Below are 24,669 nucleotides of genomic sequence, written 5' to 3'. Positions count from 1 at the left end.
CCCTGTCAGCTGGCACAAAACTTGCCCCGCAACAGGACGCGGTTCCGATGCTGATCGATCTGAAGCATCCGTGCCGAACCATCGTGCAGGAGTTGGCGAATGTCCGGTCTCTCTGACCGTGTGTTGACCAATCAGGAGCTTCGTGCGCTGCAAGGCCGATCAAACCTGCGCGGCGGCGTTCGGCTGGCGATCCATATCTCGCTACTGGCTGCGGCGGGCTGGATAGTGACCATCGCGTCCGGCTGGCTCGTCTTGCCCGCGGTGTTCGCCCTCGGCTGTGTACAGGTCGCACTGTTCGCGCCGGCGCACGAGACAATGCACCAGACCGCCTTTGCGTCGCGCCGCACCAATGCGATCGTCGGGTGGCTGACGTCCTGTCCGTCGCTGCTGAACTGGCACTTCTATACCGCCTATCACCTGGCACACCATCGACACACCCAGGTGCCTGGGCTCGATCCGGAGCTCGCGGCGGTTTCTCCAGACTCGATCGGTGGTTACGTTTCGCGCATCCTGGGTGTGCCATTCTGGACGTTGCGGCTTCGCGTTCTGGTCGATTGCTGGCGTGGAGATCTCGGCGCATATCCGTACGTTTCGGCCGCCGCGGCCAGGAAGATCATCCGTAGTGGACGGGCAATGACCTTGCTGATGGTCGGCGCGTCTTTAGGTGCGATGCTGGTGTTCGGCTGGCTCACGCCATTTCTGTACTGGATCGGCCCGCAATTGCTTGGGCAGCCGCCGCTGAGAGCCTATCTGCTGGCCGAACATACCGGCTGCACCCAGGATCGCAATGGGCTGACCAACACCCGGACCACGCTCACCAGCGCGCCGGTTCGGCTGCTGATGTGGGACATGCCGTATCACGCGGAACATCACCTGTTTCCGTCGATACCGTTTCATCGGCTGGCGGATGCCCATGGTTTGATCCGCGGTAAGCTGGGGCATGTCCAGCCAGGCTATCTGCGTTGGAATTTCGCTTTCGCGCGGTCGCTGGTGCGGCGCTAACCGATGGCAGTCCCCTAACCGAAGAACCGGTCAAACCAGACCAACGTCTCGTCAGGCGCCTCCTCGGCGATGTAATGACCGGACGGGATCGGACCGCCGGTTACCGTCGCGGCGCAGTATTCCCGCCAGATCGTCAGCGCATCGTACCACGTGGCGATCTTTCCCTTCTCTCCCCACAGCGCCAACATCGGGCAACGAACCTTGATCCCCGCCGCTCGCGTGGCACGGTCGTGCTTCAGGTCGATGCTGACCGCGGCGCGATAATCCTCGCACATGCCGCGTACCATTTCCGGCTGATCGACGGCAGCGAAATAATCCTTCAACGCATCGGGATGGAACAGCTCCGGCAACGACGGATCACGACTGGTGTGCTGACGCCACCACTTTTGCGGTGCTTGGTTGATCAGCCATTCCGGGAATGGGTGCGGCTGGGCGAACCAGAACCAATGGTAGTAGCCAAGCGCGAACGCCATGTCCGCCCGCTCGAAGTGCTCGATCGTCGGAATGACATCCAGGACGGCCAGTTTCAGCACCCGGTCCGGATTGTCCAGGGCGATGCGGTGCGACAGCCGGGCGCCCCGGTCATGGCCGGCGAGAAAGAACTGCGCGAAGCCGAAATGATCCATCACGGCGGTCATGTCCTTCGCCATCTCGATCTTGGCATAGGGCGCATGATCCGAAGTAGCAGGCGGTTTCAGCGAGAAGCCGTAGCCGCGCAGGTCCGGACAGATCACCGTGAAGCGCCGCGCCAGGGCCGGCGCCACCAGGTGCCACATCGCATGTGTCTGCGGGTTGCCGTGCAGCAACAGCAGCGGCGGCCCGGATCCGCCATGGCGTAGCCGGATCGTGCCCCCAGGCACGGCCACATGCGCCAGGGTAAAACCCTCGAAAAACATCGCCTACTCCCCCACGTCGGCTCTTTCGTACACCTCCAGATTGGACCGGTCCGCGACAAGACGCCAACCTGCCCGGGCGAGTGCGACACGCGCACCCGCAATTGCGGCTATGCTGTCGCTGTCCTGCGCAAGCGCGGCGAGGGCGACGCGATGGTATGGCGCGATGCGAGCGGTGATCGGATCGCCGGGTCGAATCAGCAGCAGCGGAAGGGCAGGGGGCGCCTCGATGCCGAAGCCACCGACGATGCCGACGCCATCGTTCCCACGCGGCAACAACACGACCTCGACGTGGCCTGCTTCGGCTGCTTCCGCCGCGGCGCGGGCGGGCTGCATCGTGCGTGGCGAAAACAACAGCCCTATGATCGCCGCAAGTTCGGTCACCAGGACAAGTGCAAGTAAAACTCTGTTCCGTGTCCGGCGGCCAGGCCAAGCGGAAGCCCAGGTGATCATAAGCGCGATGAACGGCAAGCCAAACGATAGATATCGCAACTCGATCGGCGTGTTGTCGAACACCGCGCCCAGCAGCAACAGCCCGATCGGCGGTGCCACCGCAGCCGCGAGCACCATTCGCACGCCCCGTTCGGCGCGTAGCGGCCTCGCTCCGGCCACATGGAGAACAATGCTGCCCGCCAGCAGGCCCAGGATCGTCGTGACCGCGGCCCGGCCCGGCCCGCTGGCATATAGCGGCAATCCGCCGAACAACGCGGCGGTCTGGTATTCGGCCAACCGCACGATACTTGGCCAGATCGCGAACGGCGGGAACTGGCCTTGCCGCGACGCGTGCTGGGCGGCAAAAAACCAGCCGTCCAGGGCAAGAAACGGGGCAGCGGTCAGCACCGCCGGCCAGGCGCCGGCGGCCATGATCACCGCCGCCGCGACGAATACCGCCAGGTAGTTGCAGCAGCACGCTGCACCCAGGCTGAGACCCGCCAACAGCGGTCGTCGCCCCAGCAGCAGCGCCAGCCCACCAAGCGTCAGCATCTGCGCCGGCGCAAAACCCCTTGCCACAACATTCGTATAGACGAATCCGTAGCTTCCCAGCGTCATCAGCATCGGCAGGACCAGCGCGATCGAGCAGCGCCGAGCGATCAGCCCCACCAGGCCCAGGGAAACCACGCCGCACACCACCGACAGCATGCGGGCGGCGAACAGGCCCGAACCGAATACCTCCCTCCACCACGATACCGCCCAGAAGTAGAGCGGCGGATGCACGTCGGTCGCGCGCAGATCGCGCGCGATTCCCGCCATCGTGGCGTGGCCGGATTGCACCGCCGCGACGACGCCGGCCGAGAACACCGTATCGGGCCAAATCGGCCGCGGGACACCGGCGGTCAGCAACAATGTGTATTGCTCATCGTATTCCGCACCGCGCAGCCAGGCGCCCGCGGTCAGCACAGCCGCGCCCAGCAGCAGCACCGCATACCGAGTACGAAGCTGCGCAGCGTTAACCAATTCTCAGTACTTTCGCGCCATTTTGGCCTCGCTTGTACCAGCCAATGGTTAACGGAGTGCTTATGCAGGAAGTGTTTCCGCGCGCGGTGCAGCGATCGTGGCAGCCGACGATTTCGGTGGTGGTTCCCGTGTACAACGAGGCGGCCGGCCTGGATCATTTTCACCGCCGCCTGGTGACCGCTTTGGCCAGCCTGGAAAGCTGGGAGGTGGTGTACGTCAATGACGGCAGCACCGATCAGACGCTGACGGTCATGGAGGCTGTGCATCGCGGCGACGACCGCGTCGCGGTCGTCAGTCTGTCGCGTAACTTCGGTAAGGAGACGGCGATCACGGCGGGTCTCGACCACGCCGCCGGCGACGCCGTGGTGGTGATCGACGCCGACCTGCAGGACCCGCCCGAACTCATCCCGGAACTGGTCGCGAACTGGCGGGCCGGATTCGACATGGTCTACGCCAGGCGCCGCAGCCGAGCCGGCGACAGTTGGCTGAAACGCGGCACCGCGCGGGGGTTCTATCGGCTGATGCAGCGAATGGGCGATCTCAAGTTGCCCGAGGACACCGGCGACTTCCGCCTCATGAGCCGCCGGGTTGTCGACGCCGTGCGACAGTTGCGCGAGCAGCACAGGTTCATGAAGGGGCTGTTCGCCTGGGTCGGTTATCCGACGACCTACGTGCTCTACGACCGTCAGGCCAGGAGCAACGGGGTCAGCAAATGGTCGTATTGGCGGCTTTGGAACCTGGCCCTGGAGGGGATCACCAGTTTTACCGTCATGCCGCTGAAGTGCGCGACCTATGTCGGTTTGGTGGTGGCGCTGCTGTCGGTGATCTACGCCCTACAGGTCATCGTGAAGACGTTGATCATCGGCAACCCGGTCGCCGGCTATCCAAGCCTGATGACCGTGGTGCTGTTCCTCGGCGGCGTGCAACTGATGTTTCTAGGGGTGATCGGGGAATATCTCGGCCGCGTCTTCAACGAGACCAAGCAGCGGCCACTTTATCTGGTCGAGCGTTTCGTGCCGAGCGCGGTGAAGGTTTCGGTGTGAGGCGTTTATGGGTCGGTTTGCTGCTGCTAGCCTGGCTCTGTCCGGCACCTGGTCGGGCCGGCCCGCCCGCGCCGGCATCTCCTCCCACCCTCACCCGGGGCATCAACATCACCGCCTGGTTCCGCTTTCCGGCCAGTCGTGACCCGGCGGCGCTGGGCGCCTACCTCAGCGACCAGGCGCTGGCCGACCTCCGCGCCACCGGTTTTGATTTTGTCCGGCTGGCGGTCGATCCCGAGGTCATCGATGGCGTGGCGCAGCGCCAGGTACTCATCGCGGCGATCCGGCGCATCCAGCGGCGCGGGTTGGCCGTGGTGGTATCGCCCCATCCGCACAACTGGCGGCTGGAAACCGATCCGGCCGATCGTGAACGGCTGTTGGCGTTTTGGAACACCCTGGCGGCGGCGCTGCGTCCGTTGGACCCGGCCCGGACGGTTCCCGAGGTGCTCAACGAGCCGGTATTCGCAAACGATCCCGCCGGCTGGGCGACGTTGCAGCATCTTCTCCTGGCCGAAATCCGCCACCTGTTGCCCCACGCAACCGTGGTTCTGACCGGCCAGGATTGGGGCAGCATTGGTGGACTGCTGGCGCTGCCACCAGAGGACGACCCCAACGTCATCTACAGCTTCCACTTCTATGATCCTACCGAACTGACGTCGCTGGCCGCCTACCGACCCGGCCTCGATCGAAATGCTGTGGCCAGACTGCCATTCCCGGTGGACGATCGCGTGCGCTGCGACCTGACGGCTGAGCGGTCGGCCGACGCCGCGACGCGAGACCTGATGCGCTACTATTGCGACTTTGGCTGGGATGCATCCCGCATTGCCGCCCCAATAGATCGTGCCGCCGCTTGGGCCAGGGCTCACCACGCGCGCCTGCTGGCCGGCGAATTCGGTGCAAGCGCCGCACTCAACCCCGCCGCGCGGCTGGCCTGGCTGAACGCCGTCAGTGAAACGTTGGCGAAACGTGATATCGGCTGGGCACTTTGGGGTTACGACGACGTCATGGGCCTCGGTGTTAGCCGCCCGCCCGCCCGGCGGCCGAGGTTGGATTCGGCGGTACTGACCGCACTTGGTATGACGCCACCGATGTGACTGCGCGCCAGGAGGGCGTGATTCGATATGCGCGACAACGAAAGCCTGGATCCCGCGGACTGGTCCGACCTGCGTGCCCTTGGGCACCGCATGATGGATGACATGTTCGACCACCTCGCCAACCTGCGCGAGGGTCCGGTCTGGCGCCCGATGCCCGACGCATCGCGTCAGCAACTGCGCCGTGCCCTGCCGCGAGAACCCACCCCGGCGGGCTCGGTTTACCAGCAGTTCCAACGTCTGGTGCAGCCGTATGCCACCGGCAACCTGCATCCCCGCTTCATGGGCTGGGTGCATGGCGGCGGCAATCCGGTGGGAATGCTGGCCGAACTCCTGGCCGGCGGACTGAATGCCAACCTCGGTGGCCGCGACCACGCACCGATCGAGATCGAGCGTCAGGTTATCGCCTGGTCCGCCGAGATGCTCGGTTTTCCCGCCAGCGCCTCCGGCGTCCTGGTCACCGGAACGTCGATCGCCAACCTGATCGGTGTCTTGGTGGCACGATCCGCCAGCCTGGGGCCGTCCGTGCGGCACCGGGGCGTCGCAGACGCTGGGCTGGTGGCCTACACCTCCGCCGCGGCACATGGCTGCCTGCCACGGGCGATGGAGATGGCCGGACTCGGGCGCGAGGCGCTACGAATGATCCCCTGCGACGACCAAGGCCGGATGCGCCGTGATGCGCTGGCACGTCGCGTCGCGGAGGATCGCGCCAAGGGCATGTCGCCGTTCCTGCTGGTCGGCACCGCCGGCACCGTCGATATCGGTGCCATCGATGACCTGGACGCGCTTGCCGATTTCGCAGCTGAACAGAGCTTGTGGTTTCACGTCGATGGCGCATTCGGTGCGATCGCCGCGTTGGCGCCGAAGCTGCGTCCGTTGCTGGCTGGCATCGAACGGGCGGATTCCGTAGCGTTCGACTTTCATAAGTGGGCGCAGGTGCCCTACGACGCTGGCTGCATCCTGGTGCGTGATGGGTCGCGTCAATTGGAAACCTTCGGCGCCGAGGCTGCCTACCTTCGCCGCGAACAACGTGGATTGGCGGGCGGTGGCGTCTGGCCGTGCGACCTCGGCCCCGACCTCTCGCGCGGATTCCGAGCGCTCAAGGTCTGGATGACGCTGTCGGTCTACGGCGCCGACCGGATCGGGTCGATCGCGCAGCAAACCTGCGACCTCGCCGCCGCGATGGCCGCCATGATCGACCGCGAACCCGCCCTGCGGCGCCTGGCGCCGGTGGCGCTGAATATCGTCTGCTTCCGCTATATCGCCGCCGAGGGTGATCTCGACCGGTTGAACGCCGATATCGTGGCCGATTTGCAGGAATCCGGAATTGCCGCCCCGTCCACCACCATCGTCGATGGCGCGCTGGCGATACGCGCGGCGATCGTCAATCACCGGACCAACCATGCCGACCTGACGATCACCATCGATGCGATCCTGCGGGCAGGGCATGCGCGCGCCACGGCGGCAAAGAAAATGCCCCCGGCTATTCACCGGGGGCAAGGATACAGGGAGGCTTCACGTCTGGGAGACGCAGGGACCAAAGGCCCCTTTCCAGCGACTAGCGCTGAAACTCTGGCAGCAGTGCTGCCGTAACTGACAACACATGCTTATACCGCACCCGCGAACACAACCACTGCCGAGAACCGGCAGCCGCCATGCGGAATAGACATAGCCTTTAGCCTGATCTCGCGCTGCCGGAATGGCCGCTTCTCAGCCTCGGGGGCCAAATGTCGCCCACCCAGTGCAGACATGTAATCGGACGGTCAGTGCATTTCCGCAAGCCGGGCTAGCAGAAAGTCGCGAAACACCGCGACCCGCTTCGAGTTCCGCAACTCCTCCGGATACACGAAGAACACGTCCACCTTTGGCCCGTTCAGCGACGACAGCACGTGAACCAGGTCTGGATTCTCGCTCACCACGTAGTCGGGCAGCGCACCGATCCCCATGCCGGAACGGATCGCCAGCAGCACCGCAAGTACTGAGTTGACCTCCAGCAGTGCCCGTCGCGGATTGCCCGGTCGCCGCCCGGCATCGGCCAGCCAGTTGACCTCCTGCACCGGAGGATGGTGCTGGCCGAACAGGATCAGACGATGCGCATCCAGGTCCTCGGCGCGCTGCGGCACTCCGTGCCGCTTAAGATATTCCGGTGACGCAACGACGTGCCATTGCATCGTCATCAGATGACGCTGCACCAGGTCGGGCTGCTTGGGCGGGTGCATGCGGATCGCCACATCGGCCTCCCGCATCGCTAGGTCGAGTTCGGCGTCGTCCAGCAGCAGCGAGACCGACACGTCAGGATATGCCTCAAGGAAGCCGTGCAGCCGAGGCGCCAGCCAGGATGACCCGAACCCCATGGTGGTGGTCACTTTCAGCCGGCCCGCAGGCTTTTCCTTGCTCTCCGTCAGCAGCGCCTCGGTGATCGCCAGCTTGGCAAAGACCTCCCGGACCGTGCGGTTTAGCGACTCGCCCTGCTCAGTCAGGATCAGCCCGCGTGCGTGACGATGGAACAGCGGAACCTGCAGCGCCTCTTCCAGCGCCGAAATTTGCCGTGACACCGCCGACTGGCTCAGGCTCAACGTGTCTCCGGCGTGCGTGAAGCTGCCGGCTTCCGCCACGGCGTGAAAGACGCGCAGCTTATCCCAATCCATTTCGAAGCCTCTCCCGGCGGCCGGTCGGATCGGAGCCGCACTGATTCAGCCACCCACAGCGCTTGCGTGCGGTGCATCAAGCCTAAACATAGTTACACGAGTCATGTGACGATATTTGGCGACGCCGGGCAAATTTTGCCTATTCCGCCGCGACCGAGGGCTCGATTTCGTGTTCGGCGATGAATTTCTCCGCCTCCAACGCAGCCATGCACCCGGTTCCGGCCGCGGTAACCGCCTGACGGAAGATTTTGTCCTGCACATCACCCGCTCCGAATACCCCAGGAACCGACGTGCGGGTGAATCCCGGCGTGGTGCGGATATACCCGTCCGCGTCCATGTCGAGATGGCCGGCGAAAATCGCCGTCGTCGGAGTATGGCCGATGGCGATGAAGACTCCATCGGCGGCCACAACCGCCTCCGTGCCGGTGGCTTGATTGTGCAGCCGGATGCCGGTGACCACCTCAGGCATGCCGCCTCCCAGTATCTCCTGGACGGTGCTGTTCCAGACGACGTCGATCTTGGGATGGGCAAACAGCCGCGTCTGCAGGATCTTCTCGGCACGCAGGCTACCACGGCGATGGATCAAGGTAACTTTGTCGGCGTGGTGCGTCAGATACAGCGCCTCCTCGACCGCGGTGTTTCCGCCACCGACGACTGCCACGTTCTTGCCGCGATAGAAGAAGCCGTCACAGGTGGCGCAGGCCGAAACCCCGCGGCCTTGCAGGGTCTGTTCGGATTCCAGACCCAGCCACCGGGCCTGCGCGCCGGTTGCGATGATGACGGCATCGGCGATGTAGTCATCGCCCGAGTCGCCATGGCAGCGGAACGGCCTCGACGAGAAATCCACGCCGGTGATCAGGTCGTGAACGATCCGGGTCCCGACATGGGCGGCCTGACCCTCCATTTGCTCCATCAGCCAGGGCCCCTGGATGACGTCAGCGAAGCCCGGATAGTTCTCGACGTCGGTGGTGATCATGAGCTGACCGCCGGGTTGCATGCCGGCCACCAGAATGGGCGACAGGTTGGCGCGCGCGGCATAGATCGCCGCGGTATAGCCGGCCGGCCCGGCGCCGATGATCAGGACCTTGGTGCGATGCATGGTGCTCATGTCCAAACATATCGGTGCCTCGGCGCCCGGAGCAAGCAAGCGCCACGGCCCACGCCTGTCGGGCCAGAGCGCCGTCCCTCGCTCACTATTCATGCGTGCGCCCGCCAGCAAGCGGTTCGCCATGATCGCGGGTGCTTGCGCCCCGCCCGGCGCTTGCGCATTGTCGGATCATACGACGCAAGGGTCCGCCATCGCGGTCCACCTCTGCAACTGGGGGACACATCCACACATGGCGGAAGATCCGGCGCCGCTGCTTTCGGTCCGAGGCATTACCCTTCGCTTCGGCGGCGTCGTTGCGCTCGACGATGTCAGCTTCGACGTCATGGCGGGACAGATCGCTGGATTGATCGGCCCCAATGGAGCCGGCAAGACCACGCTGTTCAACTGCCTCAGCCGGCTGTACCGGCCCAGTGCCGGCGAGATCACGTTCGAGGGCCAATCGGTCCTTGCGGTTCCCCGGCACAAGATCCCGATGATCGGCATCGGCCGAACTTTCCAGAACGTTGCGCTATTCGACAGGCTGACCGTGCTGGAGAACGTGATGGTCGGGCGCCACAGCCGGACCAGCGCCGGTTTCGTCGAAAGCGCCCTCCGCCTGCCCTCGGTCGGGCGCGAGGAGCCAGCCGTTCGTGGAAAGGCGATGGACCTGATCGAGTTCATGAACCTCGGCGCTTTTACCCACCGTGTCGCCGCCGGCCTGCCGTTCCCGATCCGAAAGCGAGTCGAACTCGCCCGCGCTTTGGCCGCGGAACCCAAATTGCTGTTGCTGGACGAACCTGCCGCGGGCCTGAACCACGATGAGGTGCATACGCTGGAAAGTCAGATCCGTCGTGTGCGCGACGTGCAAGGTGTCACCGTGCTTCTGGTCGAACATCACATGAGCTTGGTGATGTCGGTCTCCGACAAGGTCGTGGTGGTGAATTTCGGTCGCAAGATCGCCGATGGCAGGCCCGACGAGGTGCGGCAAAATCCAGACGTCATTAGCGCCTATTTAGGCACTCCCGCCTCGGCCTGATTTTCTCCCTGCCACCGGTCGTCCCTGGGACCGAGGTTCGTCCGAGTTCAGGACAAACCCCGGGCTTACGAAATCAGACCGGCTGGTCGCCGCAAACCGTGATGCGGTGCATGATCCGGGTCTCGGCTGGATAGTCGTTGACGGCGAAGTGCTGGGTGCAGCGATTATCCCAGAATGTCAGCGTTCCGGTCTGCCAGCGGACGCGGCAGGTATGTTCCGGGCGAATCGATTGCTGCATGAAGAAGTCGATCAGCGGCTGGCTCTCCTCGTCCGTCATGCCGTCGAAGTGCTGAACGTGGCCGCCGATATAGATCAATTTGCGACCGGTTTCGGGATGTGTGCGCACCAGCGGGTGGACGCTGGTGGTCTGCACGTTGCCCGGATCCTTGACCTTCATCTCGCCCATTTGCCTGCTGTAGCGTTCCTTGCGCGACAGTCCGTTGGCCGACTTGAAGTTGTCTCCGACGCACACAGTGTGGAGTTGTCCGGCGATCACCTTCATCGCGTCCGACAGGCTGTCATAGGCCAAATATTGATTGGTGAATAATGTGTCGCCGCCAGCCGACGGCACCTCCTTGGCGTAGAGCATCGTGCCCATGGCCGGGCTAGGCGAGAACATCTGGTCGGTATGCCAGGACCCGCCGAAATTCTTCTTGTCGGTCGGGCGCTTGATGATCGCCAGGATTTCCGGGTAGTCGGCCATGCCCTCCATGAACGGGTGCAGGTGAATCTCCCCCCAGCGCCGCGCGAACGCCAGTTGCTGAGCCGGCGTGATGTCCTGATCGCGGATCGCGATTACCAGATTATCCAGCAGTGCGGCGCGGATTTCCGCCAGCACCTCATCCGATACGTCGCGCGATAGATCGACGCCATGGACCTCGGCCCCCAGCGATCCGGCGATCTTTTGCACCTCCAGATGACGATATTGGGTGTTGCGTGGTGCGTTCATGCTCGGAGTTCTCCTTCGTTGTGGGAATGATGCCTCCTGCGCCGCGCGGCTGGCAAGTTCGCCATACTGCCCAACATCCGCCAGCAGGCTTAGTACATGTGCATGCCGCCGTTGATCGAGATCGTCGACCCAGTAACGAAATCCGCGTCATCGGCGGTCAGGAAGGCCACGCCGCGGGCAATATCCTCGGCATGGCCAAGGCGTCCGACCGGGATCTTGGCAACGATCTTGCGCAGCACTTCCCCTGGAACCGCGCGCACCATTTCCGTATCGACGTAGCCCGGCGCAATCGCATTCACGGTGATGCCATACCGAGCACCTTCCTGCGCCAGCGCCTTGGTAAAGCCGTGAATCCCCGATTTGGCAGCGGCGTAGTTGACTTGTCCGTACTGGCCCGCCTGCCCATTGACGCTACCCACATTGACCACTCGACCGAACTTGCGCTCGCGCATGGCATCGAACGTCAACTTGCACAGGTTGAAACAGGACCCGAGGTTGGTGTGGAGCACCGCGTCCCACATGTCCCGGCGCATCCGCGGCAACGTGCCGTCACGGGTGATGCCGGCGTTGTTTACCAGAACCTCGACCGGTCCATGTTCGGCGGCGATCTTGGCCACGCCGGCTTCGCAGGCCTCGAAGCTGCAGACGTCGAACTTTATGACCGCGATGCCGGTTTCCGCCTGAAACGACTCAGCCGCCGCATCGTTCGTTGCGTAGTTGGCGACCACGGTGCGGCCCTGGGATTTGAGCGCCAGGCTGATCGCCGCACCGATCCCCCTGGTGCCGCCCGTGACCAATGCGATTCGTGCCATAGCTGCCTCCCTTTATTGTTTTGCTCCGGATTTACGCATTCTGACTTAGGCGATACCCAAACAAGCCGGATCAGCGCTCCAGCGCCATCGCAACGCCCATGCCGCCTCCGATGCACAGCGTCGCGAGGCCCTTCTTGGCGTCGCGCTTCTGCATCTCGTGCAGCAGCGTCGTCAGAATGCGGGCGCCCGACGCACCGATCGGGTGGCCGATCGCTATCGCGCCGCCATTGACGTTCACCTTGCCGGTGTCCCAGCCAAGATCCTTGTTCACGGCCAGCGCTTGCGCCGCGAACGCCTCGTTGGCTTCGATCAGGTCCAGATCGTCCGGCTTCCAGCCCACACGGGTCAGCACCTTGCGGGTGGACGGGATCGGCCCGGTCCCCATGATCGCGGGATCGACCCCGGCAGTAGCGAACCCGGCGATGCGAGCCAGCGGCTGCAGACCGCGCTTGCTGGCTTCGCTCGCGGTCATCACGATCAGCGCCGCGGCGCCGTCGTTGATCCCCGAGGCATTGCCGGCGGTGACCGAACCGTCCTTGCTGAACGCCGGACGCAACCGCGCCATTCCCTCGGCGGTGGAGTCATGACGGATATATTCGTCGTCCGTCACCTCGACGTCGCCCTTGCGGCCTTTCACCATGACCGGCGCGATCTCGTCCTTGAATCGACCGGATTTCTGCGCGGCCGACGCCTTCTGCTGCGAGGCCAGCGCGAACGCATCCTGCTGCTCCCGCGAGATCTGATACTTGCTGGCGACGTTCTCGGCGGTGTTGCCCATATGGTAGCCGTGGAACGCGTCCCACAAGCCATCCTTCAGCATGGTGTCGACAAATTCCAACCCGCCCATCTTGGTGCCGTTGCGCAGATGCGCGGCATGCGCGGACAAGCTCATGCTTTCCATCCCGCCGGCGGCGACGATGCTGCTTTCGCCAGTACGGATCTGTTGAGCCGCCAGTGCGACAGCGCGCAGGCCAGAGCCGCATACCTGGTTGATGCCAAAAGCGGTCGCCGAGTCGGGGATGCCGGAATAGCGCGCCGCTTGCCGGGTTGGATTCTGTCCTTCACCGGCGGCAAGCACCTGGCCAAAGATCACCTCATCCACGTCCACCGCTTCGAGACCGGCGCGGGACATCGCGGCCTTGAGCGCGGTTGCCCCAAGGTTCTGAGCGTGCACCGCGCTTAGCGAACCATTGAAGCTGCCCACCGGTGTCCGCGCCGCCGAGACGATGACGATGTCATCCATGTCCTGCTCCTCCTGTCCGCGGTTCATCCCGCGAGTTGCCGCATAAAATCGACATCAACCAAGTGCGTGCCGTCACGGCGAAATGCAAGTTGCGGATTCACACCCCAAGACGCCCGGCCATGTCTTCGATGTCGGTCGCGACGATGTCCCAATCCTGATCCGCAGCATAGTCTCTTTGCTGGTGTGGCCCATATTCGGCGGGGCGCGGGAAGAACGCGGTCAGCAATCCGCAGGCCCGAGCTTTGGCCAGGTCACCGTTGTGCGCCGCCGCCATCATCACCTGGTCCGGCCGCAAATCCAGCATCCTGGCGACGCCGAGATAGGTCTCCGGATCAGGCTTGAAATGCCTGAACAAATCCGACCCGAAGATCATGTCCCAGGGGATGCCGGCGAATTTCGCCATGTTGAGCAACAGCGAAACATTCCCGTTCGACAGCGGTCCGATGATGAAGCGTGATTTCAGCCGCGTCAGGCCAGGTACAGCATCAGGCCAGGGATGCAGACGGTGCCAGCCCAAGTTTAGGTGTGCCAGGTCGTCCTCGGACAAGTTCTTGATTCCGAACTCGGCTACAAGTCGGTCGAGCGAGGCGCGATGCAGCTTATCCAGCGTCATCCATGGCAACTCGCCGCTGCGCACTCGCTGCATCGAGGGGTGATAGGCGGCGCGCCAGGCATCGATCAGAGCCGGCCAATCGGCGGTCACGCCGCGTCTGGAGCCATAGGCGGCGAGGTCGGCGATCAGGCTGGATCGCCAATCGACAACCGAACCGAATGTATCGAACACGATGGCCACGGGTTGCTTAACGGCCATGTTGGGACCTCCCTGGTGACGAACCAGGAAAAACCCGGGACCGTCTCGGGTCAAGCGAGCCCGGGCAGATCACGCAGCCAGTCGCGCAACGGACGCCACAATGAGATTTCCGCCCGGGCACCAGCAGTCATGCCGATGTGGCCGGCCGTCGGCTGATGCAGGACGGCACCCCGGATCAGTTCGGCCAGTGGACGAGCCGATTCTGGCGGCACGATACGATCACGTCCGGGAATCGCGACGAAAGTCGGCTTTCTGATCGCGCTCGGATCGACCGCCAGTCCGGCGATCCGCCACTTGTTCCGAGCGGGCGCGTTCTCGCCGTACCACTCGCCGAGGCAGGCGCGGGCGACCTCGGCCACTAGCGGCACGCCGTCGTTCAGCCAGTCCTCCAGCGCCACGAAAAGCATCGCGCGCGCACTGCTTTGCGGCAGCCGGGCAAAACCTCGGTATTTCTCGGCAACCGCCCAAGGGTCCAACAGCGCGAACAGCGATTGCAGCAAGTCGACAGGAAGCGCGTCGCCGAACGCCAAGGCCGGTTCCAGCAGAGGCAGCGTCCGCGCCGCCTGGATCGCTCGTTCGGGGTCTGGCGCATGGAAATCCCATGGCGCCGCCAGCAGCGCCAGCCCGCTGATCAGGTCCGGCCGCCGTTGCGCCGCCGCTACCGCCAAGGTGCCCCCCATGCAGTAGCCGGCCAGCACCGGCGGTTGACCGGCGGCCTCCGCGGCGGCCGTCATCGCCCGTTCCATCCGGCCAGCCACATAGTCCGTCAGAGTGAATCGCCGCTCGGTTGCGTCCGGCCAGCCCCAATCCAGCAGCAAGGGCCGCACACCCTGGCTCGCCAGCCAGCGCAGCATCGAGTGGTTCTCGTCCAGATCGAGCACGTAGGATCGATTGATCAGGCTCGGTACGAACAGAACCGGCGCGTTCGCGGTCGAGCCGTAGTCCAGCAGCCGCGTGCCACCCTCCGACCAGATCGCCGGCGGGTCGATCAGCGTCCGCCGCCAGTCGTGCCGTCGATAAGCCGCGATGCCCTCGATCAGTGCGGCGTCCTGTCGCAGGGTCTCAGCCACCAAAGCGGCAGGGAAATCAACGCCTTGGCTTGCGTCCTGCACCGCGTTTTGGATGGATCGCAGGATCGCCGCCACGTTCGAGTTCCCCCAGTCTGCGCTCCAGAGCGGCAACGTGACGCGCGAGACGTTCGATCTCAGCATCGCGAGCGTCAGGTGCAGCAGCAGAGGGCGTGGTCCGCGCCGCATCAGCGGCCCCGGAGCGTCGATGCGCTGGGTCATGCCGAGAGGCAACTGGGTCGCGCGGCAGCCCGCGCATCACTCGAGACATGCTGCCCGCCCAGAGCCCCATGATCGTCTGCCAGGCTTCGCGGATTTCGGGATCGGCTGCGATGGCCGAGAGTTCGCTCTGCCATAAAGTGATCCAATCCTGCGCCAGCTTGCGGGCGTCCGGTGCGTCGCCACCGCGGGGATCGGTGTCGTTCAACCCGGCTTCGTCCCGCCCAGAATCGCGGCTCCCAGAATCGCGGCTCCCAGAATCGCGGCTCCCAGAATCGCGGCTCCCAGGATCGCGGCCTTTGATCCCCCGTCCTTCGTAAGCGTGTCCGGTATCGTCCCAACCGGCGTCCCTTGCCATGCCGCATCCGTCCTCCTCGCGAGCCGGACCCTGGGCGAGGCAGGTCGGCCGCGAAACGTCATAACCGCCCACCATGCAGGGATCAGGAACGGATTCACTCTATCGCAACTGCGAAATACGCGGTAGGGAAAGGTATAGGCGCGAGGTATGCATGGCTGTGCCCGTTGAGACCCTGCCGGAGACGGATGCCGGCGAAAAGCCTCCGGTCGTGGTGAAGAAGTATGCGAACCGGCGACTCTACAACACCGAAAGCTCCAGCTACATCACGCTGGACAACTTGGCCGACATGGTTCGGCAAGGGCGAAACTTTGTCGTCTATGACGCCAAAAGCGGCGACGACATTACCCGCGGCGTGCTGACGCAGATCATCGTCGAGGAAGAGGGCAAGGGTCAAAACCTGTTGCCGATTAACTTCCTGCGCCAACTCATCGGCTTATATGGCGGGTCCATGCAGGGGTTGGTGCCCAAATATCTCGAGCATGCCATGACATCGTTCGCCCAACAGCAAGAGCAGATGCGCGCGGCGATGCAGAAGACCATGGGCACACTGTTTCCGTTCGGCAATATCGAGGAGGTCGGGCGGCAGAATATGGCCATGATGGAGCGGGCATTCAGCCTGTTCACGCCATTCTATCGCGGCACCGAAACCGCTAACCCGTCCGGCTCCAATGACACCGAGATCGAGTCGCTTCGCTCGGAGATCGAGCGGCTGCGGCGTGAGCTGGAAGCAGCCAGGAAGCAGTAAGTAGGCCTCTACGCCGCCCTGGCAGCGGCGATAAACGCCCTGATCAGAGCCGCATCCTTCACGCCTTTGCTGCTTTCAACCCCTGACGAGACATCGACCGCTTCGGCGCCGGTCTGGTCGATGGCGGCTGCGACGTTGCCCACCCTCAGGCCCCCCGCCAGTACCCAGCGCACCGGCGCCGGCCAACCCCGCAAAACCGACCAATCGAACGTAGTCGCGTTGCCGCCCGGCCGGTTCGCGCCCGCCGGTGTCCTGGCCTCAAGCACAAGACGCTCGGCGCCCATCGAATCGGCCGGAAGATCGGCCTTGCCGCCAACGCCAATCGCGCGCCAGACCGGCAGGCCAAACCCCTCCTTGATCGCGGCCGGTGCCTCCGGGGCGCCGTAGACCTGCAGCACGTCGAGCGTCACCACATCCAGCGCGCGAGCGATGATCTCCAGTGTCGGATCCACGAACAGGCCAACGCGAAGCGGCCCGGCGGCGCTCCGGCGTGACAGTGCGCGGGCGGTCTCCGGAGTGACATATCGAGGGGAGGAGGGGAAGAACACAAATCCGACCCAATCGGCCCCGGCCTCGACCGCCGCGTCGAATGCGATCGGATCGTTGACACCGCAGATCTTGACCTTGGTCATCGAATGCCGGCGGCGATGTTGGCCGCGGCTAGGCCCGGATCGCTCGCACCCGTGATTGGGCGTCCGACCACGATCCAGTCCGCGCCGGCCGAAATCGCGCCGGCCGGGGTCATGGTGCGCCCCTGATCGTCGGCGCTCGATCCAGCAGGGCGGATGCCCGGCACGATCAACTTGACCGAGGGACCAAGCGCCTGGCGTAATGGGGCAACCTCCAGCGGACTGCAGACGAGCCCGTCGGCACCGCAGTCAACGGCAAGGCGACCGAGGCGGAGCACCTGTTCGACCACGGGGCCGGCAACACCCACGGCGACGAGATCGTCCTGGTCCAGGCTGGTCAGCACCGTGACCGCCAGGATCATCGGGCGGTCGTCACCCGCACTTGCCGCGGCCTGATGTGCGGCCCGGATCATCGCCGGTCCGCCGCCGGCATGAATGGTCAGCATCCGGGGCTTCAGCGGCAGCACCGCGAGCACCGCGCCAGCCACCGTGTTCGGTATGTCGTGCAGCTTCAGGTCCAGGAAGACCGGAGCGCCGCTGATAGTCCCGAAGCCTGGGGCGCCGTTTGCCAGGAAAAACTCCAGACCGATCTTCAGCAACCCGGCATGCGGACTGATGACGTCGGCCCATGCCCGCGCCCGGCCGACATCGACCGTGTCCAGCGCAACGATCAGCCTGCTCGCGGCTTCCATTACCTGACGGCCGAGACCACCAGGCTACCATGCGGTCCTGGCTGTTTCATGCGAACCAAACCGACTGGCACAAGTAGTACTTTGAGCCCCGGGGTCGACATCCGGGTGGTGTTCTGCCCGGCGTCCATCAAGCCGTGGGGGGCAATGACATCCGCGGAGCACTCGCTGGGCGCATCGCCTCGATCTGCGCCTCCAGCAGTCGTACTTTTTGCTCCGCCCGGCGTGCCCGCCGCCGCTGCGACAGTGCGGAAAACCAGACCACCAAAGCCCCAAGCAGGAAGGCGATCGCCATGGCCACCAGGATGGCGATCGACAGGTGCACCTCGAGGCCGTAATCGGTCGGCCACACGCCCAGCCTGACCATCTCGGTGTTTGACAGCAAGAACAACACCAGCGGCAGGCACAGCAGGAAGGTGACAATCAAGAAAACCATGGCCAACCCGGACCCCTCAGGCCTTTTTGCGTTCCGCCGCACTGGCGCGGGGTATCTTGCCGGCATTCACCCGCAACCTCAGTTCCTTGCCGGCCTTGAAGAATGGCACGGATTTCTCATCCACCGAAACAGAGGCACCGGTTCTCGGGTTGCGTCCGGTCCGGGCGTCTCGGTGCTTGACGGTGAAAGCACCGAACCCGCGCAGTTCCACACGCTCGCCGCGAGCGAGGGCAAAGGTTATCTCCTCGAATATTGTCGCGACTATTGTTTCCACGTCCTGGCCGCGCAAATGCGGATTGGCGGTCGCCAACTCCGCGATCAGTTCGGATTTGGTCAAGGTATCCCCCGGGGCCGTCAGTTCCCGGAACGTTGCCAGACGGCCAAAGCCCCGTCAAGACTAACGCTTTGTGAAATCAGACTTTTCCAAACGTCCAGCACGACCATCCCAAGCTCACCCGACAGCGCATGGCTGGCGATGCCGCCATCGGAAAGATCTTGCACCGGCAGCCCAGCCGGCACCCCCTTGGCCGAGGTTAGCCAATCCTTGGCTTCCCGCTCGCCGCCGATCGCGTCCACCAACCCCAGACCCAGCGCCTGATGGCCGGTGTAAGCCCTGCCATCCGCCAGCGATCGAACCTTAGCCGGGTCGAGGTGACGGCCAGCGGCGACCATATTGACAAACTGATCATACATGTCGGTCACCAGCCCTTGCAGCACCACTTTGCCCTCAGGCGAAAGCGGGCGCACAAGGCTCGGCTCGTCCTTCAGCGGGCCGGACCGAATAACCTCGGCGTTGATTCCCAGCTTACCGAGCAGACCAGAGATGTCCCCGGTTTGCAGCAGAACGCCGATCGAACCGGTCAGCGTCGACTCGCGGGCGAAAATCCGACTTGCCGGAACCGCGATCATGTAGCCGGCAGACGCCGCCAGCCCACCCATGGTCACCACCACCGGTTTTTTCGCGGCAACGCGAGCGATCGCATCGTGCAAGGTTTCGCCGCCGGCCACGCTGCCACCGGGACTGTCGATCGACACAATCACCGCCTTGACGTGGTCGTCATCGGCCAGCCCACTGACCGCCTGGGTCAGTTTTCTATCGTCGGTTATCAGGCCGTTGACCGTGACCCGTTCAATATGGGCGCCTTCGGGTATCAGCCCGGCGCCGCGCAGACCAGCCAGCGCGGCAACAACCAATGCCACGACGGCGAACACCCGCCAAAACACCAGGCGGCGCTTGAGGCGCCGCCTGTCCAGTAACAGATCAGTCTCCAGCGACACCGGCTAACCCGCCGCCGTCAACTGTCCTGAGACAGTTGGTTGCGGCGACGGATCGCCGCCCCGAGGATGTCGCCCAGCGAGGCGCCGGAGTCGGAGGACCCGAACTCGGCCATCGCCTGTTTCTCTTCCTCGACTTCCTTGCCCTTGATGGTCAACGTCAGCTTGCGCGACTGACGATCGACGGCGGTAATCTTGGCATCGACTTTTTCGCCGACGGCGAAACGGTCGGGCCGCTGATCACCCTTGTCCCGGGCCAGTTCGGCACGCCGGATGAAGCCGGTCAGGACGTCGTTGACCTTGACCTCGATGCCGTTGGCCTGAACCGCGCTGACGATGCAAGTCACCACGTCGCCCTTGTGCACAGTGTCGAGAATGGTCGCCGCCGGGTCGTCGCGCAATTGCTTGATCCCCAAGCTGATGCGCTCTTTCTCGACATCGACGTCCAGCACCTTGGCCTTGACCGTCTGGCCTTTCTCGTACCCAGCCATGGCGGCCTCTCCGGCCTCGTCCCATGACAGGTCCGACATGTGGATCATGCCATCGATATCGGCCGACAGCCCGATGAAAAGGCCGAACTCGGTGATGTTACGGATTTCGCCCTCGACCTCCGACCCTATCGTATGCTGCTCGACGAACTCTTCCCACGGGTTGCGCTGCACTTGCTTGAGGCCAAGCGAAATACGCCGCTTCGAGCTGTCCACGTCCAGCACCATGACGTCGACTTCCTGGCTGGTGGACACGATCTTGCCGGGATGGACGTTTTTCTTGGTCCAGGACATTTCCGACACGTGCACCAAGCCCTCGACCCCCGGCTCCAGCTCCACGAAGGCGCCGTAGTCGGTGATGTTGGTAACGCGGCCGGAGTATTTCGCGCCCGGCGGATACTTCGCCGCGACCCCCTCCCAGGGGTCCGCCTCCAGCTGCTTCATACCCAGGCTGATCCGCTGGGTGTCCGAGTTGAAGCGAATCACCTGCACCTTGACCTGCTGGCCGATGGTCAGCGCCTCGGACGGGTGGTTGATCCGCCGCCAGGCGATGTCGGTGACATGCAAAAGGCCATCGACGCCGCCCAGATCGACGAACGCTCCGTAGTCGGTGATGTTTTTCACCACGCCGTCCAGGATCATGCCCTCTTTCAGGCCCTGGATCAGCTCGCTGCGCTGTTCGGCTCGGGTTTCTTCCAGCACCGCCCGGCGGGATACCACGATGTTGCCGCGCGCCCGGTCCATCTTCAGGATCTGGAATGGCTGCGGAGACCCCATCAGTGGGCCGACGTCGCGCACCGGTCGGATGTCGACCTGACTGCCGGGAAGGAACGCGACCGCGCCCCCGAGATCGACAGTGAAGCCGCCCTTGACCCGACCGTAGATCGTGCCGTCGACACGCTTTTGCGCCTCGAACGCCTTTTCAAGGTTGGTCCAGGCTTCCTCGCGGCGGGCCTTTTCCCGCGACAGGATGATCGCGCCGTCGCGGTCTTCATAGCGCTCGACGTAGAGTTCGATCATGTCGCCGGGCTTGACCTCCGGCTTGGCGCCCGGCGGGCCGAACTCTTTGAGCGCAACCCGACCCTCGGATTTCAGGCCGACGTCGACGACGGCGAATTCGTCGGTCAAGCGAATGACCCGCCCGGTGACGACGGAGCCGTCGAAGCCGGTGTCACTGCCCAGGGTCTCGTCAAGCAGGGAGGCGAAATCCTCGCCTTTGAAATGGTCTTGCGCAGGCTCGTGTGCGCGCACGGAGGCGGATGCTGCCATGAGGTCGGTTGATTCCGTTACGGATGTCCGGGCCGCGCCCGGTGAATGCCGTGGTTTGCGCGTTTCGTGGAAACACGGCTTGCCCGCGTCCAAGGCGCGGGCCAGTTGAAACGATCAAGTGGCTGTAGAGCCTTGTTGCCACGACGGTGAAATAGAGATTTCGTGATAGGAGTCAAGGGTTGTGACGTTACGGCGGTCGCCGCCAATCCCCTGCCTCAGGGTATCCGGATGTCGAGCAGCGGCGCATGTTGTTGCGCCCCAAAGGTATCCCGCTCCCCGACACTGCCCTGCGCCCATCGGCGCCGCAGCGTCAGCTTAAAGGCGCGCGCGGGGTCGAAAAACATGCAGGCGACCACATCCTCGGGTGACACATCATACAGCCGCACCAGCTTCATCTCGTCCAGAGCGCCGCTGTCTTTTACTCGGCGATAGACATCGTCGTCGTCGAACACCACGTCGAAGGTGATCTCGAACGGGCCGGCATTTTTACTGCGGACCACTTTGGCCAAATCCTTCAGGGTCGCGTTGGACATGTCAGATCTCCTGATACGCGATACGGAACAACTCGTCGGGCGAGTCCAGCTCCATCAAATGATAGATGCTGAATTTGCAGACCGGCCCGATCGGGTTCTCGGGCGGATTGAGCGGAATGGCGAAATTGCCGGCGGTGGCCAACTGGCCCGGGTAAGGCATGTGCAGCACGGTGATGCGCGCGGCGCTGCTGATGGCGTTGGCAAGATCCTGCGTGGCGGCTGTGATTTCCCCCATCAGTCCCACTTCGTGTGGGACCACGTGCCGCATCGGTTCCTGCGGCCCCATGACAGCGTCGCGGCCGTACACATGGAACACCATGGTCGCCTCGCCGGCTGCCAGTTCCGGGAACAACCCGCCGGTGCGCCTGCGCACCTCGTCCAGAAAGCTGTCCAACTGGCCGATCAGGATCGGGTCGCGGATGCCGCCGATGAAAATCGTGCGATAGCCGATCACCGAAGCGCCTTCCAGCTTGATGCTGTAACGTTCGGACGGCCGAAACACACTGCCCCGGACCCGCACGCGCCGTGAATCCAGCGCCTCGTAACGAGACTCCCGAAGGTCGAGCAGACCGCCCGGGCCGGCCAGCAGGTCGGGACGGCTTTTCTCATAAAGCGTATGAGCGGCGACCGACGCCGGTGTGCATCGTTCATCGGGGTTCATCGGCTCCAGGTCGAAGCTGCCGGGACGGACAGTCGCCAGGATGACGCGTCCTTTCGGTTCAGCGCATACCGCGCCGCACTCGACGATCTTGCCCATGTGCCAATAGACGCCGGGATCAATGCCGTGCTGCATGCCCAGCGCCGCATACGGGGCCGGATCGTAGCAACGCCCGGCGATGATGATATCAATGTCCGGCCGATCCTGAAGCACGCGGGCAATGGGTTCGGCTCCCATTTGCGCCACGATCTCCGTCGCGCTCCGCACATCAGGCTCCGTCAGTCCCCCCGATGATGCACACTCCGTGATCCGGCCCTCCGCAAGGCGACCGCACACCAGGCTGGGATCGACGGAGGCATAGATCGCCGCGATTTTGAGGTGATAGTTTTTGCCGGCGGCGATCTCGCGGACCATTTCGACCATGTCATCGACATGCCGGTCGATGCCGGGGCCGCCCGCCGAAGTGATGATCGACAGGATCTTCCGCTCCGCGCAGGCCTGCACGATCAGCGCCAGATCACGCATGTAGGCCCGGCGAGTAACCAGCATGGAACCCAAACCGAGCTGATAGGGACCCGGATCGGTCGATCCTGAATCAACAACGATCGCGTCGGGGCCGCGATCCACACCGCGCCAAAAATGTGCCTCTGGAATGCCATAACCCAGTATGCCCGCGGGGGTGAGTATCTTCAGCTCATCTTTCGTTGCGTTCATGGCGTCCGCGATCCATCCCTTGTTGACCTGTCGCATGCAATGTTGCCCCGCAACGAGGGGAGATGAAATGGATACACGCTAGGGCGCCATAGCCTTCGCCGATAAGTCAGACCGCGCGGCCATTCGCGACGCCAACAGGTCGATAGTTGGAATCGAATTGCCACCGCCCGGGCGCTGGGGTGTCCCTATCACTTGCGCCGCCGGATTTTCTGGCCGCGCAGCACTACCAGCGGATCGCCCGCACGCTGGAAGAAAGCAAGTTTCATCTGGCATTTTTCGACGACCGCCTGGCGATGCCGGACAGTCTCGGTGACAGCTACGACGAAACCGTCCGTCACGGCATCAGGGCGGTAAAGATGGACCTGATACCGATCCTGACGGCCATGGGAATGGCGACCAGCCGGCTCGGTTTGGGCGGCACGTGTTCAACGACCTATTTCGAGCCGTTTCATGTCGCCCGCGCGTTCGCGACCCTGGATCTTATGATCGGCGGCCGGGCCGCTTGGAATGTCGTTACTTCCCTAAACGATTCCGAGGCGGCGAATTTCGGCCACAGCCAGCACCTGGAGCACGATCTGCGCTACGAGCGCGCCGACGAGTTCATCGAGGTTGTGCTGGGTCACTGGTCGAGTTGGGCGGATGACGCCCTGATCGTGGATCAGGCAAATCGCATGTTTGCCGATCCCGCCAAGGTCCGGCGATTGAACCATGAAGGGAAGTGGTTCCGGTCCCGAGGGCCATTTACCGTCCCCCGCTCGCCACAAGGCCACCCGGTCATCATGCAGGCCGGTCAAAGCGGCCGCGGGATGGCATTCGCGGCACGTTGGGGGGAGTTGATTTTCGGGTCCGTGAAGTCGCCCGATGCGGGCCGGGCGACATACCGCGCGCTCAAGGACGCTGTCTCGGACGCCGGCCGCGACCCAGGGCAGGTCAAGCTGGCGCCGCCGATCTATGCGATCGTCGGCGAGACCCGATCCATCGCCCAGGAAAAGCGGGCCTTCATCGAGTCGCTGGCGGAGCCAGAGGACAGCCTGACGCTGATCGCCGAGGTGACGAACTTCGACTTCAGCAAGGTGAGGCTGGACGAACCATTGCACGACGAGCAGATGGCCCAGGTCGGCATCAACCTCGGACTGAAGGCCCGGGTGGTCGAACGCAGCGGCAAGTCAAACCCGACGCCTCGGGATTTCATCGAATTCAGCAAGCGGGGCACGATCAACGAGGCGCCAGTGTTCTGTGGCGCGGCGTCCGATATCGCCGATCAGCTGGAGGATTGGTTCACCTCGGAGGTGTGCGACGGATTCGTGCTATCCGCGACGCACCGGCCTGGCGCCTATGAGGATTTCGGCCGGCTGGTGGTGCCCGAACTGCAGCGCCGGGGCTTGTTCCACACCGACTATGCGGGCACGACGTTGCGGGAGAATTTAGGTCTGGACCGGCCGGTCGTTCGCTGATCCGCCAGTTGGTTGCCTGCCGCCGCGGGCGGCGCGATAGTGCGCCGGTCCGGGGGGGCAGGGAGAAA

24 protein-coding genes are annotated in these 24,669 nt (G+C 64.0%); 7 read left to right on the top strand and 17 right to left on the bottom strand.

The window, feature by feature from the left end; genetic code table 11:
* Positions 1-99: 99 nt before the first annotated feature.
* Positions 100-1,002, top strand: a complete 903-nt coding sequence (locus tag ACQY4Y_RS24265; RefSeq protein ID WP_428493142.1) for a fatty acid desaturase — start codon at positions 100-102, stop codon at positions 1,000-1,002.
* Positions 1,003-1,016: 14 nt separating this feature from the next.
* Here ACQY4Y_RS24265 and ACQY4Y_RS24260 read toward each other — a convergent pair whose 3' ends face one another.
* Positions 1,017-1,898: an alpha/beta fold hydrolase gene (locus ACQY4Y_RS24260; protein ID WP_428493141.1), complete on the bottom strand. Its 882-nt coding sequence runs from the start codon at positions 1,896-1,898 to the stop codon at positions 1,017-1,019.
* Positions 1,899-1,901: 3 nt separating this feature from the next.
* Entirely contained in the window at positions 1,902-3,350 is a 1,449-nt protein-coding gene (locus ACQY4Y_RS24255; protein WP_428493140.1) for a hypothetical protein, read from the bottom strand.
* Positions 3,351-3,412: 62 nt separating this feature from the next.
* Between ACQY4Y_RS24255 and ACQY4Y_RS24250 the strand changes: the two genes are divergently transcribed.
* Genes ACQY4Y_RS24250 through ACQY4Y_RS24240 form a run of 3 tightly spaced genes read left to right on the top strand, consistent with a single transcriptional unit; the run spans position 3,413 to position 7,074 of the window.
* A complete protein-coding gene (locus ACQY4Y_RS24250; RefSeq protein WP_428493139.1) occupies positions 3,413-4,393 on the top strand; it encodes a glycosyltransferase family 2 protein in 981 nt (326 codons plus the stop codon).
* The gene (locus tag ACQY4Y_RS24245; RefSeq protein WP_428493138.1) at positions 4,390-5,484 is read left to right on the top strand and encodes a glycoside hydrolase family 5 protein; all 1,095 of its coding nucleotides are present in this window, start codon (positions 4,390-4,392) and stop codon (positions 5,482-5,484) included. The genes ACQY4Y_RS24250 and ACQY4Y_RS24245 overlap by 4 nt, the downstream gene beginning before the upstream one ends.
* 27 nt (positions 5,485-5,511) lie before the next feature.
* Positions 5,512-7,074, top strand: coding sequence for a pyridoxal phosphate-dependent decarboxylase family protein (locus tag ACQY4Y_RS24240; protein WP_428493137.1), 1,563 nt, complete (start codon positions 5,512-5,514; stop codon positions 7,072-7,074).
* A gap of 170 nt (positions 7,075-7,244) precedes the next feature.
* Here ACQY4Y_RS24240 and ACQY4Y_RS24235 read toward each other — a convergent pair whose 3' ends face one another.
* The gene (locus tag ACQY4Y_RS24235) at positions 7,245-8,129 is read right to left on the bottom strand and encodes a LysR family transcriptional regulator (protein ID WP_428493136.1); all 885 of its coding nucleotides are present in this window, start codon (positions 8,127-8,129) and stop codon (positions 7,245-7,247) included.
* A gap of 139 nt (positions 8,130-8,268) precedes the next feature.
* Complete coding sequence (gene trxB / locus ACQY4Y_RS24230; RefSeq protein ID WP_428493135.1) at positions 8,269-9,237, bottom strand: thioredoxin-disulfide reductase; 969 nt, start codon at positions 9,235-9,237, stop codon at positions 8,269-8,271.
* A gap of 229 nt (positions 9,238-9,466) precedes the next feature.
* Between trxB and ACQY4Y_RS24225 the strand changes: the two genes are divergently transcribed.
* Positions 9,467-10,252: an ABC transporter ATP-binding protein gene (locus tag ACQY4Y_RS24225; protein ID WP_428493134.1), complete on the top strand. Its 786-nt coding sequence runs from the start codon at positions 9,467-9,469 to the stop codon at positions 10,250-10,252.
* A 73-nt stretch (positions 10,253-10,325) separates the two neighbouring features.
* On the opposite strand, the gene ACQY4Y_RS24220 is transcribed toward ACQY4Y_RS24225, so the two are convergent.
* The 5 genes from ACQY4Y_RS24220 to ACQY4Y_RS24200 all read right to left on the bottom strand — a co-directional run bounded on the left by ACQY4Y_RS24220 (position 10,326) and on the right by ACQY4Y_RS24200 (position 15,356).
* Positions 10,326-11,201 (bottom strand): TauD/TfdA dioxygenase family protein, encoded by an 876-nt coding sequence (locus ACQY4Y_RS24220; protein ID WP_428493133.1) that lies wholly within the window; start codon positions 11,199-11,201, stop codon positions 10,326-10,328.
* A gap of 89 nt (positions 11,202-11,290) precedes the next feature.
* The gene (gene phbB, locus ACQY4Y_RS24215) at positions 11,291-12,013 is read right to left on the bottom strand and encodes an acetoacetyl-CoA reductase (RefSeq protein WP_428493132.1); all 723 of its coding nucleotides are present in this window, start codon (positions 12,011-12,013) and stop codon (positions 11,291-11,293) included.
* A 70-nt stretch (positions 12,014-12,083) separates the two neighbouring features.
* Positions 12,084-13,256, bottom strand: a complete 1,173-nt coding sequence (locus tag ACQY4Y_RS24210) for an acetyl-CoA C-acetyltransferase (protein ID WP_428493131.1) — start codon at positions 13,254-13,256, stop codon at positions 12,084-12,086.
* Positions 13,257-13,353: 97 nt separating this feature from the next.
* Positions 13,354-14,067 carry a haloacid dehalogenase type II gene (locus ACQY4Y_RS24205; RefSeq protein ID WP_428493130.1) on the bottom strand — a complete coding sequence of 238 codons (714 nt, stop codon included), beginning with the start codon at positions 14,065-14,067 and terminating at the stop codon, positions 13,354-13,356.
* A 50-nt stretch (positions 14,068-14,117) separates the two neighbouring features.
* Positions 14,118-15,356 carry an alpha/beta fold hydrolase gene (locus tag ACQY4Y_RS24200; RefSeq protein ID WP_428493129.1) on the bottom strand — a complete coding sequence of 413 codons (1,239 nt, stop codon included), beginning with the start codon at positions 15,354-15,356 and terminating at the stop codon, positions 14,118-14,120.
* Positions 15,357-15,862: 506 nt separating this feature from the next.
* On the opposite strand from ACQY4Y_RS24200, the gene phaR reads away from it, so the two are divergent.
* Positions 15,863-16,456 carry a polyhydroxyalkanoate synthesis repressor PhaR gene (gene phaR, locus ACQY4Y_RS24195; RefSeq protein WP_428493128.1) on the top strand — a complete coding sequence of 198 codons (594 nt, stop codon included), beginning with the start codon at positions 15,863-15,865 and terminating at the stop codon, positions 16,454-16,456.
* 8 nt (positions 16,457-16,464) lie between these two features.
* Here phaR and ACQY4Y_RS24190 read toward each other — a convergent pair whose 3' ends face one another.
* From ACQY4Y_RS24190 to ACQY4Y_RS24155, 8 genes are all read right to left on the bottom strand, one after another.
* Positions 16,465-17,088 (bottom strand): phosphoribosylanthranilate isomerase, encoded by a 624-nt coding sequence (locus ACQY4Y_RS24190; protein WP_428493127.1) that lies wholly within the window; start codon positions 17,086-17,088, stop codon positions 16,465-16,467.
* Positions 17,085-17,777: an orotidine-5'-phosphate decarboxylase gene (gene pyrF / locus ACQY4Y_RS24185; protein ID WP_428493126.1), complete on the bottom strand. Its 693-nt coding sequence runs from the start codon at positions 17,775-17,777 to the stop codon at positions 17,085-17,087. The genes ACQY4Y_RS24190 and pyrF overlap by 4 nt, the downstream gene beginning before the upstream one ends.
* 127 nt (positions 17,778-17,904) lie before the next feature.
* Positions 17,905-18,210 (bottom strand): LapA family protein, encoded by a 306-nt coding sequence (locus ACQY4Y_RS24180; protein WP_428493125.1) that lies wholly within the window; start codon positions 18,208-18,210, stop codon positions 17,905-17,907.
* Positions 18,211-18,226: 16 nt separating this feature from the next.
* The gene (ihfB, locus tag ACQY4Y_RS24175) at positions 18,227-18,547 is read right to left on the bottom strand and encodes an integration host factor subunit beta (RefSeq protein WP_428493124.1); all 321 of its coding nucleotides are present in this window, start codon (positions 18,545-18,547) and stop codon (positions 18,227-18,229) included.
* A gap of 17 nt (positions 18,548-18,564) precedes the next feature.
* Positions 18,565-19,488 carry a signal peptide peptidase SppA gene (sppA, locus tag ACQY4Y_RS24170; protein ID WP_428493123.1) on the bottom strand — a complete coding sequence of 308 codons (924 nt, stop codon included), beginning with the start codon at positions 19,486-19,488 and terminating at the stop codon, positions 18,565-18,567.
* Between the two features lie 17 nt (positions 19,489-19,505).
* Positions 19,506-21,224: a 30S ribosomal protein S1 gene (rpsA, locus tag ACQY4Y_RS24165; protein WP_428493122.1), complete on the bottom strand. Its 1,719-nt coding sequence runs from the start codon at positions 21,222-21,224 to the stop codon at positions 19,506-19,508.
* Positions 21,225-21,457: 233 nt separating this feature from the next.
* Positions 21,458-21,775, bottom strand: coding sequence for a DUF4387 domain-containing protein (locus ACQY4Y_RS24160; protein WP_428493121.1), 318 nt, complete (start codon positions 21,773-21,775; stop codon positions 21,458-21,460).
* A 1-nt stretch (position 21,776) separates the two neighbouring features.
* Positions 21,777-23,147: an acyclic terpene utilization AtuA family protein gene (locus tag ACQY4Y_RS24155; RefSeq protein ID WP_428493120.1), complete on the bottom strand. Its 1,371-nt coding sequence runs from the start codon at positions 23,145-23,147 to the stop codon at positions 21,777-21,779.
* Positions 23,148-23,326: 179 nt separating this feature from the next.
* Between ACQY4Y_RS24155 and ACQY4Y_RS24150 the strand changes: the two genes are divergently transcribed.
* A complete protein-coding gene (locus ACQY4Y_RS24150) occupies positions 23,327-24,601 on the top strand; it encodes an LLM class flavin-dependent oxidoreductase (RefSeq protein ID WP_428493119.1) in 1,275 nt (424 codons plus the stop codon).
* Positions 24,602-24,669 lie beyond the last annotated feature (68 nt).

The sequence above is a fragment of the Rhodopila sp. genome, assembly GCF_965277165.1.
GTDB lineage: Bacteria > Pseudomonadota > Alphaproteobacteria > Acetobacterales > Acetobacteraceae > Rhodopila.
The sequence above is the reverse complement of the archived record's forward strand: the minus strand, read 5'-3'. Positions and strand labels throughout refer to the sequence as shown.

Bases quoted from the DNA above. Each gene is read 5' to 3' on its own strand.
- ACQY4Y_RS24160 (WP_428493121.1), bottom strand. From the start codon at position 21,775: ATGTCCAACGCGACCCTGAAGGATTTGGCCAAAGTGGTCCGCAGTAAA.
- ACQY4Y_RS24205 (WP_428493130.1), bottom strand. From the start codon at position 14,067: ATGGCCGTTAAGCAACCCGTGGCCATCGTGTTCGATACATTCGGTTCG.
- ACQY4Y_RS24235 (WP_428493136.1), bottom strand. From the start codon at position 8,129: ATGGATTGGGATAAGCTGCGCGTCTTTCACGCCGTGGCGGAAGCCGGC.
- phbB (WP_428493132.1), bottom strand. From the start codon at position 12,013: ATGGCACGAATCGCATTGGTCACGGGCGGCACCAGGGGGATCGGTGCG.
- ACQY4Y_RS24220 (WP_428493133.1), bottom strand. From the start codon at position 11,201: ATGAACGCACCACGCAACACCCAATATCGTCATCTGGAGGTGCAAAAG.
- ACQY4Y_RS24200 (WP_428493129.1), bottom strand. From the start codon at position 15,356: ATGACCCAGCGCATCGACGCTCCGGGGCCGCTGATGCGGCGCGGACCA.
- phaR (WP_428493128.1), top strand. From the start codon at position 15,863: ATGGCTGTGCCCGTTGAGACCCTGCCGGAGACGGATGCCGGCGAAAAG.
- ACQY4Y_RS24260 (WP_428493141.1), bottom strand. From the start codon at position 1,898: ATGTTTTTCGAGGGTTTTACCCTGGCGCATGTGGCCGTGCCTGGGGGC.
- ACQY4Y_RS24240 (WP_428493137.1), top strand. From the start codon at position 5,512: ATGCGCGACAACGAAAGCCTGGATCCCGCGGACTGGTCCGACCTGCGT.
- ACQY4Y_RS24250 (WP_428493139.1), top strand. From the start codon at position 3,413: ATGCAGGAAGTGTTTCCGCGCGCGGTGCAGCGATCGTGGCAGCCGACG.
- ACQY4Y_RS24210 (WP_428493131.1), bottom strand. From the start codon at position 13,256: ATGGATGACATCGTCATCGTCTCGGCGGCGCGGACACCGGTGGGCAGC.
- pyrF (WP_428493126.1), bottom strand. From the start codon at position 17,777: ATGGAAGCCGCGAGCAGGCTGATCGTTGCGCTGGACACGGTCGATGTC.
- ACQY4Y_RS24155 (WP_428493120.1), bottom strand. From the start codon at position 23,147: ATGAACGCAACGAAAGATGAGCTGAAGATACTCACCCCCGCGGGCATA.
- ACQY4Y_RS24265 (WP_428493142.1), top strand. From the start codon at position 100: ATGTCCGGTCTCTCTGACCGTGTGTTGACCAATCAGGAGCTTCGTGCG.
- ACQY4Y_RS24225 (WP_428493134.1), top strand. From the start codon at position 9,467: ATGGCGGAAGATCCGGCGCCGCTGCTTTCGGTCCGAGGCATTACCCTT.
- ACQY4Y_RS24190 (WP_428493127.1), bottom strand. From the start codon at position 17,088: ATGACCAAGGTCAAGATCTGCGGTGTCAACGATCCGATCGCATTCGAC.
- trxB (WP_428493135.1), bottom strand. From the start codon at position 9,237: ATGAGCACCATGCATCGCACCAAGGTCCTGATCATCGGCGCCGGGCCG.
- ACQY4Y_RS24180 (WP_428493125.1), bottom strand. From the start codon at position 18,210: ATGGTTTTCTTGATTGTCACCTTCCTGCTGTGCCTGCCGCTGGTGTTG.